Annotated in this window: 10 protein-coding genes and 1 rRNA gene; 9 read left to right on the top strand and 2 right to left on the bottom strand. The window is 42.8% G+C overall.

The genetic code is table 11. From position 1 onward, the window contains the following. Positions 1–6 precede the first annotated feature (6 nt). From argB to oxyR, 4 genes are all read left to right on the top strand, one after another. Positions 7–780, top strand: coding sequence for an acetylglutamate kinase (gene argB, locus V2H77_RS05930; protein WP_341498072.1), 774 nt, complete (start codon positions 7–9; stop codon positions 778–780). Between the two features lie 68 nt (positions 781–848). After that, the gene (locus tag V2H77_RS05925; RefSeq protein WP_341498071.1) at positions 849–2,063 is read left to right on the top strand and encodes an argininosuccinate synthase; all 1,215 of its coding nucleotides are present in this window, start codon (positions 849–851) and stop codon (positions 2,061–2,063) included. Between the two features lie 140 nt (positions 2,064–2,203). After that, a complete protein-coding gene (argH, locus tag V2H77_RS05920; protein WP_341498070.1) occupies positions 2,204–3,583 on the top strand; it encodes an argininosuccinate lyase in 1,380 nt (459 codons plus the stop codon). Positions 3,584–3,737: 154 nt separating this feature from the next. Further along, a complete protein-coding gene (gene oxyR / locus V2H77_RS05915) occupies positions 3,738–4,643 on the top strand; it encodes a DNA-binding transcriptional regulator OxyR (RefSeq protein WP_341498069.1) in 906 nt (301 codons plus the stop codon). Here oxyR and sthA read toward each other — a convergent pair. Then, positions 4,635–6,032, bottom strand: a complete 1,398-nt coding sequence (gene sthA, locus V2H77_RS05910) for a Si-specific NAD(P)(+) transhydrogenase (protein WP_036782578.1) — start codon at positions 6,030–6,032, stop codon at positions 4,635–4,637. The genes oxyR and sthA overlap by 9 nt on opposite strands. Before the next feature lie 390 nt (positions 6,033–6,422). On the opposite strand from sthA, the gene fabR reads away from it, so the two are divergent. Beyond that, complete coding sequence (gene fabR / locus V2H77_RS05905; protein ID WP_049584869.1) at positions 6,423–7,067, top strand: HTH-type transcriptional repressor FabR; 645 nt, start codon at positions 6,423–6,425, stop codon at positions 7,065–7,067. Between the two features lie 23 nt (positions 7,068–7,090). Further along, a complete protein-coding gene (locus V2H77_RS05900; RefSeq protein WP_341498079.1) occupies positions 7,091–7,462 on the top strand; it encodes a YijD family membrane protein in 372 nt (123 codons plus the stop codon). A gap of 65 nt (positions 7,463–7,527) precedes the next feature. Here V2H77_RS05900 and trmA read toward each other — a convergent pair whose 3' ends face one another. After that, entirely contained in the window at positions 7,528–8,631 is a 1,104-nt protein-coding gene (gene trmA / locus V2H77_RS05895; RefSeq protein WP_341498078.1) for a tRNA (uridine(54)-C5)-methyltransferase TrmA, read from the bottom strand. A 182-nt stretch (positions 8,632–8,813) separates the two neighbouring features. Between trmA and btuB the strand changes: the two genes are divergently transcribed. The 3 genes from btuB to V2H77_RS05880 all read left to right on the top strand — a co-directional run. Then, positions 8,814–10,673, top strand: a complete 1,860-nt coding sequence (gene btuB, locus V2H77_RS05890; RefSeq protein WP_341498068.1) for a TonB-dependent vitamin B12 receptor BtuB — start codon at positions 8,814–8,816, stop codon at positions 10,671–10,673. Beyond that, complete coding sequence (murI, locus tag V2H77_RS05885) at positions 10,618–11,481, top strand: glutamate racemase (protein ID WP_341498067.1); 864 nt, start codon at positions 10,618–10,620, stop codon at positions 11,479–11,481. The genes btuB and murI overlap by 56 nt, the downstream gene beginning before the upstream one ends. Before the next feature lie 359 nt (positions 11,482–11,840). Next, positions 11,841–12,344 (top strand): 16S ribosomal RNA (locus V2H77_RS05880); the annotation flags it as partial.

Here is a 12,344-nt window from a genome sequence, read left to right as displayed (position 1 = left end):
GAGCAGATGGAACCTTTAGTCATAAAGTTAGGTGGCGTGTTACTGGACAATGAAGAAGCATTGGAGCGCGTGTTTACTACATTGCAGGAATATCGGCAAACATACGAACGCCAGTTGGTTATTGTTCATGGTGGTGGTTATTTGGTGGATGAACTGATGCAGAAGTTGCAACTGCCAATAGTAAAGGAGCAAGGATTACGGGTAACTCCCGCAGATCAGATTGGGATTATCACCGGCGCATTGGCTGGTATAGCCAATAAAACCTTGTTGTCGTGGGCGACTAAATATCAACTTGCATCAGTTGGATTATATTTAGGAGATGGTAATGTGGTCAAAGTTTCCCAACTGAATGAAGAGTTGGGGCATGTGGGGAAAGCAATACCGGGCGATGCTAAGTTGTTGAAAACGCTACTGGATGCAGGTTACATACCCATTATCAGCTCGATTGGGGTAACAGATAAAGGAGAGTTGATGAATGTGAATGCTGATCAGGCAGCAACGGCGGTAGCTCAGACACTAGGCGCTGATTTAGTATTGCTCTCTGATGTTAGCGGTATTTTGGATGGTAAAGGGCAGAAAATCCCTGACATAAATGCTGAGAAAGCAGAGCAACTTATTGCACATGGCATCATTACTGACGGCATGATTGTGAAGGTGGATGCTGCTTTAGATGCAGCTAGGACACTAGGTCGCCCGGTAGATATCGCCAGTTGGCGTCATGCAGATCAACTGACCGACCTGTTTAACGGTGTTCCCGTCGGTACTCGTATTCTGGCTTAAATTAAGTTTGATTAATTTTCGGCAAAGCTTTGCTGATAAATAACAACGGAATTTCAAAGGATAACTTCATGCATACTAAAGATATTAAAAAGATCGTTCTTGCCTATTCTGGTGGTCTGGATACTTCTGCCATTATTCCTTGGCTGAAAGAGCATTATGACAATTGTGAAGTTGTTGCGTTTGTCGCTGATGTGGGACAAAGCCGTGAAGATCTGGAGGGTGTGGAGCAGAAAGCTTTACGATCTGGCGCATCAGAATGTCACGTTGTAGATCTACGTGAGGAATTCATTAAAGATTATGTTTATCCGGTACTGAAAACCGGTGCTTTGTATGAAGGTAGCTATTTGTTGGGCACTTCAATGGCAAGACCAATTATTGCTAAAGCACAGGTTGAGTTGGCACTGAAAGTAGGGGCAGATGCACTTGCTCATGGCGCAACAGGTAAGGGTAACGATCAGGTTCGGTTTGAAAGCACTTATACGGCATTAGCCCCTCAGCTAAAAGTAATTGCGCCGTGGAGAGAGTGGGATTTGCGTTCTCGTGAAGCGTTGTTGGATTACCTGAAAGTGCGAGATATTCCAACCACGGCAACATTGGAGAAAATTTACAGCCGTGATGAAAATGCATGGCATATCTCGACCGAAGGTGGCGTACTGGAAAGCACCTGGAATGCATCCAATAAAGATTGTTGGGTGTGGACAGTTGATCCAGAAGAGGCGCCAAATGAAGCGGAATTGGTCAGTGTCACGATTGAGAAAGGCGAGGTTGTTGGAGTCAACGGCAAGATAATGTCTCCATATCAATGCCTTGAAGCGCTGAATGTTATGGGGGCAAAACATGGTATCGGTCGGATCGATATCGTGGAAAACCGGCTGGTGGGCATAAAATCTCGCGGTTGTTATGAAACACCGGGAGGGACCATTATGATGGCCGCGTTGCGTGGTGTTGAACAACTGGTTCTGGACCGCGATAGCTTTAAGTGGCGTCAGCAGCTTGGGCTGGAAATGTCCTATGTCGTTTATGACGGACGTTGGTTTGCCCCGCTACGTCAGTCTATTCAGGCAGCCGCAGAGGCGTTGGCTGAGGATGTCAGCGGTGAAGTCGTATTGCAACTCTATAAAGGCCAGGTGACAGCGATCCAGAAGAGATCCACAAATAGCCTTTATTCTGAAGCGTTTGCAACGTTTGGTGAAGATGAGGTTTACGATCACAGCCATGCAGCAGGATTCATCCGCCTGTATTCGCTCTCTTCACGTATTCGGGCATTAAATAGTAAAGAGTAATTTCATCGTTCGTAGTTGTGGAGATAATGGTTAAGTTGTTAACTTATTCTTAATACTTGATTTTTCTGGCCTATTATCTCCATTTTGCGTTTATAAAAGACAATAAATCACTCAGACATCAGATAATCAGGAACGAAAATATGGCACTCTGGGGCGGGCGTTTCAGTCAGAAAGCAGATCAACGGTTCAAACAATTTAACGATTCACTTCGCTTTGATTACCGGTTGGCGGAACAGGACATTACCGGTTCAGTTGCATGGTCGAAAGCGCTGGTAACGGTTGGCGTGCTAACCGTTGAGGAACAACAAAAACTGGAGTTGGCATTAAATGAATTGCTGAATGAGGTTCAGTCTAATCCACAAGCCATCTTGCAAAGTGATGCAGAAGATATCCATAGTTGGGTAGAAGGGCAGTTGATCAGTAAAGTTGGCGAGCTGGGTAAAAAGCTCCATACTGGCCGTAGCCGTAATGATCAGGTGGCAACAGATCTCAAACTTTGGTGTAAAGAATACATTTCACATCTCCATCAGGCAATTGTTGAGTTACAGCAGGCATTGGTGGTTACCGCGGAAAATAATCAGGATGCGGTGATGCCGGGCTATACCCATCTGCAAAGAGCACAGCCTATTACCTTTGCTCACTGGTGTTTAGCATATGTAGAAATGTTGGTCCGTGATGAAAATCGGTTACAGGATACGTTAAAACGACTGAATACCAGCCCGCTTGGGTGTGGTGCATTGGCTGGAACCGCTTATGATATTGACCGCGAACAACTTGCATCGTGGCTAGGTTTTACTTCAGCGACGCGTAACAGCTTGGATAGTGTTTCAGATCGTGACCATGTATTGGAACTGCTATCTAATGCCAGTATCAGTATGATCCATCTTTCCCGTTTTGCGGAAGACCTAATTTTCTTTAATAGCGGTGAAGCAGGATTTATTGAACTGTCAGATCGAGTCACTTCCGGTTCTTCTCTGATGCCACAGAAGAAAAACCCGGATGCATTGGAGTTAATTCGTGGGAAATGTGGCCGGGTGCAGGGGGCATTGACCGGTATGATGATGACCTTAAAAGGTCTGCCGCTGGCCTATAATAAAGATATGCAGGAGGATAAAGAGGGGTTGTTTGATGCGTTGGACACTTGGCTAGATTGTTTGCATATGGCAGCGTTGGTGTTAGATGGCATTCAGGTCAGGCGTTCACGTTGTGCAGAAGCAGCTAAACAGGGTTATGCTAACGCGACCGAATTAGCTGATTATTTGGTTGCAAAAGGTGTTCCATTCCGTGAAGCTCACCATATTGTTGGGGAAGTTGTGATTATGGCGCTTACTCAGGGTAAGGCGCTGGAAGCATTGTCATTGACAGAGTTGCAGAAGTTCAGCAGTGCAATTACTGAAGATGTATATGATATTTTGTCTCTGCAATCGTGTCTGGACAAACGTCTTGCAAAAGGTGGCGTATCGCAAAAACAGGTCATGAAAGCGATTGTAGAGGCTAAGCAGAGGCTAAAATTAAGTTAGTCATTATCAGCAGGGGGGATTAATCTATCCCCTGTAAAATAAATGAGATCTTTATATATAAGTTTTTAATGATTATCTGATAGTCTTTTCCTCACATTGATATAATTATCTATTGGTAGTTTCTATCATTTATATTAAATATGTTGAGGTGGGAATGAATATCCGCGATCTGGAATATCTTGTGGCGCTTGCTGAGCATCGGCACTTTCGCCATGCTGCTGATTCTTGCCACGTCAGCCAACCTACGTTAAGCGGGCAAATTCGTAAGCTTGAGGATGATCTGGGTGTCATGTTATTGGAACGCACCAGCCGCAAAGTTTTGTTCACTCAACAAGGAATGTTATTAGTAGAACAAGCCAGAACAGTTCTCCGTGAGGTGAGGACCTTACAGGAAATGGCGTCACTTCAAGGGGAAAATATGTCTGGTCCTCTGCATATTGGTTTGATCCCCACAATTGGCCCATATCTGTTGCCTCATATTATTCCTGGGCTTCATAGTTTGTTTCCTAAGTTGGAAATGTATCTGTATGAAGCCCAGACACAAAGTCTGTTAGCCCAGTTGGATAGCGGTAAATTGGATTGCGCGATTCTGGTGATGGTTAAGGAGACAAAAGCCTTCATTGAAGTGCCGTTGTTTGAAGAACCGATGAAACTAGCGATCTATGATGACCATCCTTGGGCAGAGCGAGAAAAAATTGCTATGGATGAATTGGCAGGTAAAAAATTGCTGATGCTAGAAGATGGTCATTGCTTGCGTGATCAGGCTATGGGGTTTTGTTTTCAGGCTGGCGCGAAGGAAGATACCCATTTTCGTGCAACCAGTTTGGAAACTCTGCGTAATATGGTTGCTGCCGGTAGTGGAATAACCTTGTTGCCTGATCTGGCAGTGCCACAGGAGAAAAAACGTGATGGTGTTTGTTATCTGGAGTGTAGTAATCCTGAACCTAGGCGATCTGTTATTTTGATTTATCGTCCTGGTTCACCTCTGCGTGGTCGCTATGAGCAACTGGCAGAGGCTATTAGAGCTAAAATGGGCACTTATTACGAACAATCAAAATAGCCGGTTCAGGCCATTTAGAGCTGCGACACGATAGGCTTCAGCCATAGTCGGATAGTTGAAAGTAGTATTGACGAAATATTCGATAGTATTACTTTCACCTTTTTGTTCCATAATCGCCTGGCCGATATGAATGATTTCAGCCGCACGTTCTCCGAAACAATGAATACCAAGAATCTCTTTTGTTTCTCTATGGAACAGTATTTTCAGGCTTCCTACGTTCATCCCCGCAATTTGTGCGCGTGCAAGATGTTTAAATTGCGCGCGTCCAACTTCATAAGGCACTTTCATTGCTGTTAATTGTTGTTCGGTTTTACCTACAGAGCTGATTTCAGGAATGGTATAGATACCTGTTGGAATATCTTCAATCAGATGAACTTCGGCGTTTCCTTTCGCCATTGCTTGGGCGGCAATTCGGCCTTGATCATAAGCGGCGGAGGCCAGGCTTGGATAACCGATAACATCTCCTACAGCGTAAATGTTTTCATTGCTGGTTTGATAGATTTTGTTAACTTTCAGTAAACCGCGGCTATCTGCTTCCAGACCAACGTTTTTCAGCCCTAAAGTATCAGTATTACCTGTTCGGCCATTAGCATAAAGCAGACAATCAGCTTTGACTTTTTTACCGGATTTGAGATGAACGATAACACCATCATCAACACCTTCAATTTTAGAATATTCTTCATTGTGGCGGATAACTATACCGCTATTCCAGAAATGGTAAGACAGTGCATCTGACATCTCTTGATCAAGGAAAGCCAGTAAGTGATTACGAGTGTTGATCAAATCAACTTTTACGCCTAATCCACGGAAGATTGAAGCATATTCGCAACCAATTACTCCGGCGCCATAAATAATGACGTGCCGCGGTTCATGATCCAGTTTCAGAATGGAATCGCTGTTATAAATACGTGAATGGGTGAAATCAACATCTGGTGGACAATATGGACGAGAACCGGTTGCGATAATAATCTTATCTGCGCTTAAAATATCGTAGTTATCGTCGGCATAGCGCACACTCACCCGGTGATCATCAATGAATGTTGCTTCTCCGGAAAACATACGACACCCATTACGTTCATAAAATCCCTGGCGCATTCTAGTTTGCTGATTAATCACCATTTCAGCACGGCGTAAGATTTCAGCAAATGAAGAGCGAAGAATGCGGGAATTATCGCTGTACAGAGGGTTTTGGTTAAATTCGATAATACGGCTGACGGCGTGGCGGAGGGCTTTGGACGGGATGGTGCCCCAATGAGTACAACCACCACCAACATTATTATAGCGTTCGATAACAGCAACGCTTTTACCCTGTTTCACCAATCCCATTGCTGCTCCTTCTCCACCGGGACCAGAACCAATGACAATGGCGTCAAAATGAATATGTTGCATATGAGGAAAGACCTGTTTTTACACAAAATTACAACGCCATATTAACATCGGTTGACTTAATAACCCAATCGTCATAAGGATTTTATGTCATCGTTTAGGGTAAATTGAACATAGTTTTACCCGTTACGTTAATCTGGCATAAGACCATGAAGCTTTTGGAAAATAAATAATTATCTAATGACCGAATTGAATTAACAAAGGGGAATGCTCCTCTTGATGATTTTTTGACTGCGTGTAGTCACCTTTATCATCCTAATATCTAATAAGAAAATGTGCTGAGAAAATGACATTGATCATTATAAATGACATGATAAGCACATCATTACGGCAAACGCGTTAAAATTTGGTATATTTCTTAACATGTAGTTCAGATAAAGAGTCAGGATTCGTGTGAGTAACGTTATCGGCATCAGAGCGAAACAGAAAGAAAAAACTCGTCGTTCACTGATTGAAGCTGCTTTCAGTCAGTTGAGTGCCGAAAGGAGTTTTACCAGTCTTAGCTTGCGTGAAGTCGCCCGCGAAGCAGGTATTGCGCCAACTTCATTTTATCGTCATTTTCGCGATGTTGATGAGCTTGGGCTGACTATGGTAGATGAAAGTGGTTTGATGTTACGTCAGTTAATGAGGCAAGCCCGGCAACGTATTGCTAAAGGCGGCAGTGTCATCCGCACGTCTGTTTCAACTTTTATGGAATTTATCGGTAATAACCCAAATGCATTCCGATTATTATTACGTGAACGTTCAGGGACCTCTGCTGAATTTCGTGCCGCTGTCGCACGGGAAATACAACATTTTATTGCTGAACTGGCAGACTATTTAGAACAGGAAAGCTGTATGCCGAGGCATTTTACTGAAGTGCAGGCAGAGGCGATGGTAACAATAGTATTCAGTGCAGGTGCAGAAGCACTGGATATTGATTTGGAGAAAAGACAGCGTTTAGAGGAACGTTTAGTCTTGCAGCTACGGATGATTGCTAAAGGTGCATATTATTGGTATCGCAAAGAAATGAATCCACCGAACCCTAAACTTAAATAACTATGAAGGAGGAGAACGAAATGATGGAACAATATCGCCAAGATAAAAGTACATTATTACTCGCTTTTATTGTCGGATTAGCAACGAATGGAACGTTTTCAGCAGTTTTTAGCTCAGTTGTTTCTTTTTCAGTTTTCCCATTGATAACACTGATTTTATCAATTTATTGTATCCATCAGCGCTATTTGAATTACTCCATGCCAGATGGAATGCCTAAGCTGGTTGTCGCCTGTTTCCTATTAGGATTATTTAGTTATAGTGCGATTATCAGGGTTGAATACCCTGAAATTGGCTCTAATTTTCTACCTGCGGTAATGGGGACTGTACTGGTATTCTGGATTTACAGAAAGGTAAAAATTCGTAAAAACCAGGTAATTACAGAGAATAGTCATTAATTGGTGAAAAGCGCCGGCGAGATAACTATCTGCCGGCATTTCTGTTTTATAATGTTCGTCAAGTATCAGTTTAATTTTTCCAGAAGCACGCCGCATTCCATATGATGTGTATAAGGAAACTGATCAAATAGAGCCAGACGGCTAATTTTATGTGTTTGGGTTAATGTTTCTAGATTATGGCAAAGGGTTTCCGGGTTACAGGAAATATAAAGAATCCGTGGATATGCTTGGACCATCTCAAGCGTTTTTTCATCAAGGCCGCTACGAGGCGGATCGACAAAAATAGTTTCACATTGATAGCTTTTTAAATCGATCCCCTGAAGGCGATTAAATTCGCGTTCACCATTCATTGCTTGGGTGAATTCCTCTGCTGACATTCGGATAATTTGTACATTATCAATACCATTGGCTGCAATATTGTATTGAGCGGCAGCAACGGATGGCTTGGCGATTTCTGTTGCCAATACGCGTTCAAAATTTTGAGCTAATGCCAGAGAGAAATTGCCATTACCACAGTAAAGCTCAAGTAAATCACCTTTTGAATCCTTGGTAATATTAATTGCCCATTCAAGCATATGAATATTGACGCTAGCATTGGGCTGGGTGAAGCTGTTTTCCACTTGGCGATAAATCATTTTCCGGCCTGCAATAGGTAAAACCTCATCAATATAATCATGATTCAATGTGATTTTGGTTTTAGCAGCTCTGCCGATTAACTCAACGTCAAATCCTTTATTTCTTAACTCCTCACGCAGTTTTAATGCCTGTTGTATCCATTCATCACCTAGTTTTTTGTGATAAAGCAAAGAAACAAGGATTTTATTACTGCAAGTAGACAGATAATCAATTTGAAATAGCTTATGACGCAAAATCTGTTCCGATCTGATAGCGTCAATCAATACTATCATCATTTTGTTGATTAATTTACTGGCGACAGGGAATTGAACAAGACGAATACGCTGTTTCGTCTGTTGATCGAACATAATATGGTACAAATCATCCTGCTCATGCCAGATTCGAAATTCTGCTCGCATTCTGTAATGGGATTGCGGTGAGCGGAAAACCTCTGGCTCCGGAGGCTGGAAAGGCGTCATCATGTTTTTTAAGCGGCTGACCTTCTCCGTCAGTTGCTGCTCATAGCTTTCCGTTGGCAGGGGATTTTGCATTATGTTTGTTCTCTTATATCTGTAGTAAGAAAAATTTTCGTGCGAAATTGTAGGGAAAGAGCAAAGGATGTCCAGTTTTCTTATTACTCGTACATGATCCTGTCTATGCTTACTATTATGAATAATGAATAGGCTCAGCGCTTCTTAGCGTATCCTTTTGACAATAAATTGTGGGATGTTTTCTCATGATAAATAAAAATCGGTTTTTATTGTTCACTGTTTCAATTGTGGTGATTTCTAGTTGGAATCAAACCTCTGTTGCGGTGGAGTCACAGGATTCATTAGTTGTGACGGCGAGTCGTTTTAAACAGCCGGTATCAAGCATACTGGCTCCTTATACTGTTGTAACACGAGATGAAATTGATCGTTGGCAGTCAAATAGTGTAGCCGATATTTTGCGCCGTCTACCCGGGGTTGATATTGCTCAACATGGCGGTATTGGACAGTTAAGCTCTTTGTTTATACGTGGCACTCATTCTAGTCATGTATTAGTACTGATGGATGGAATACGTTTGAATCAAGCGGGTATCAGTGGTTCCTCTGATTTAAGCCAAATACCGGTATCATTGGTTCAAAAAATTGAATATGTCCGCGGACCACGTTCCGCTGTTTATGGTTCTGATGCTATTGGTGGTGTTATTAATATCATTACCACCAGAGAGAAACCAGGAACCAACTTTAACGTAGGTATCGGCTCACATGGTTATCAGACTTATGATGGCTCAACTCAACAAAAGTTAGCTGAAAATATAACCCTGACAGCAGCAGCTAACTATACCTACACTAAAGGATACGATGTTGTTGCTGATGGTAATACCGGTGGTTTTAGGCAGCCTGATCGTGATGGCTTTATGAGTAAAATGCTTTGGTTGGGAGTCGATCAAAAATTTAATGAGCAAGTCAGTGGATTTGTTCGAGCTTATGGCTATGACAATAGAACATCTTATGATGCGGATATTAATTGGAGTTATCCATATGCCAGACCGGATACTCGTGAACTTTATAGCCGCTACTATGATACCGGGGTCAGGTTTAACAGGGGGATCTATTCATCCCAATTAATTGCAAGCTATAGCCATATAAAAGACTATAACTTTGATCCTCAATATGGGCGTTATGATAGGTCGGCTAGCCTTAATGATTCTGAACAATATAACCTGCAATGGGGAAATACTTTTCAGCTATATCAGGGCATGGTCAGTACAGGTGTCGATTTCCAAAAACAATCCATAGAAGCTGGAACCAGTTATATTCCGAAGAGTGAAACGGTACGTAATACAGGAATGTATCTGACAGCACAGCAACAACTGAAAGATTTTATTTTAGAAGGCGCAATTCGTTCAGATAAACATTCAGAAGCTGGTTGGAATACCACATGGCAAGCCAGTTTAGGTTGGGAGTTTATTAAAGATTATCGTTTGATCGCTTCTTATGGTACGGCATTTAAGGCTCCAACGCTTAGCCAGATGTATGGTTTTGGTGGTAATCATGATTTGAAACCGGAAGAAAGTACACAATGGGAAGGTGGTATTGAAGGCATCACAGGCCAGCTAAATTGGCGTCTGACTGTATATCGCAATGAGATTGAGCAATTGATCGATTATGCAAATAGCCGTTACTACAATATTGGTAGAGCAAAAATTAAAGGTGTTGAATGGACTGGCTCAATGGACACAGGCATTTTTCAGCATCAATTGACTGTACAGTATATTGACCCCCGTAATGGTGAAACTAATGAAATTTTAGTTCGTCGAGCGAAGCAGCAAGTGAAATATCAACTTGACTGGCAGCTATATGATTTTGATTGGGGGCTAACTTATCAATATCTAGGGCGGCGTTATGACAACGATTTCAATACATTCCCAGCTAAACGTGTGAAATTAGGCGGCGTCAGCTTTTGGGACTTAACGGTTTCATATCCAGTCACTTCCTATTTGACAATTCGTGCTAGAATAGCCAACCTGCTTGATAAAGATTATGAGACAGTTTATGGCTATCGCATTCCAGGACGTGAATACTACCTCACTGGGAGCTATAACTTCTGATTTAAATAAAGCCGCGCGCCCGACAGTTTTAGTGTTTGATTCTGGGGTAGGCGGCTTATCTATTTACCAAGAGATACGGCAATTATTGCCAGATCTCCACTATATATATGCTTTTGATAACGAAGCATTCCCTTATGGTGAAAAATCGGAAGAATTTATTGTTGAACGAGTCGTTCAAATTGTTGGGGCTGTTCAACAAAAACACCCCCTGACAATAGCGGTTATTGCATGTAACACTGCAAGTACAGTCAGTTTACCCGCTCTACGTGAGCGGTTCAGCTTTCCGGTCGTTGGTGTGGTTCCAGCGATAAAGCCCGCAGCAAAGTTAACTCGTAATGGTATTGTTGGATTATTGGCGACTAGGGCAACAGTTAATCGTTCCTATACAAAAGAACTTATCGAAAAGTTTGCGACAGATTGCAGGATTGAATCTATAGGCTCTGCTGAATTAGTAGAATTAGCTGAAGCTAAACTGCATGGTGGTAAGGTCTCTTCCGACACTTTAAAAAAGATACTGAAGCCGTGGCTAGGAATGAAAGAACCACCGGACACAGTAGTATTGGGTTGTACTCATTTTCCACTATTAGCAGAAGAATTAGTTCAGATACTCCCTGATGGCACACACTTAATTGATTCTGGCGCCGCTATTGCCCGAAGAACAGCTTGGTTGGTTAAACATCAGAGTAACCTTGTTTGTACTTCAGCAGATAGTCTCGCTTATTGTATGAAAATGAATGCTGATACTGATGCATTAATCCCCATTTTGCAGGAATATGGATTCTCAAAACTGGAAAAATTGATAACTTAAGTTAAATTTGATGGAATAATCATCGGTCGTTAACTTTTTTAAAAATAATTATTGCCAGCGTCAAAGAACTCCCTATAATGCGCCACCACTGACCGACACAACGCTGATAAACATTGTGAGGTCGGGCAGAGAAAAAGCGAATAAGCGCTTGACTCTGCGGGCGAAAAGCGTAGTATACGCAGCCCGGCTGAACGAGAATATTAATTTTTGATTTGGCCTGCTCTTTAACAATTAATCAGACAATCTGTGTGGGCACTCACAAGACCGTATCACAAAAAAATACGTTTTAAAGTCTTGAAGAGTGAACAACAGTTAATTCATTACGAACTAACAGGACAATTCTTTGAGCATCAAGCTTTTAATTGAAGAGTTTGATCATGGCTCAGATTGAACGCTGGCGGCAGGCCTAACACATGCAAGTCGAGCGGTAACAGGAAAGCGCTTGCGCTTTTGCTGACGAGCGGCGGACGGGTGAGTAATGTCTGGGGATCTGCCCGAGGGCGGGGGATAACCACTGGAAACGGTGGCTAATACCGCATAATGTCGCGAGACCAAAGTGGGGGACCTGAAAGGGCCTCACGCCATCGGATGAACCCAGATGGGATTAGCTGGTAGGTAGGGTAACGGCCTACCTAGGCGACGATCCCTAGCTGGTCTGAGAGGATGACCAGCCACACTGGGACTGAGACACGGCCCAGACTCCTACGGGAGGCAGCAGTGGGGAATATTGCACAATGGGCGCAAGCCTGATGCAGCCATGCCGCGTGTATGAAGAAGGCCTTCGGGTTGTAAAGTACTTTCAGCGGGGAGGACGGGTTCAGCCTGAACAGGGATGGATTTTGACGTTACCCGCAGAAGAAGCA

Source organism: Photorhabdus sp. P32 (assembly GCF_038085095.1).
GTDB lineage: Bacteria > Pseudomonadota > Gammaproteobacteria > Enterobacterales > Enterobacteriaceae > Photorhabdus > Photorhabdus luminescens.
The sequence above is the reverse complement of the archived record's forward strand: the minus strand, read 5'-3'. Positions and strand labels throughout refer to the sequence as shown.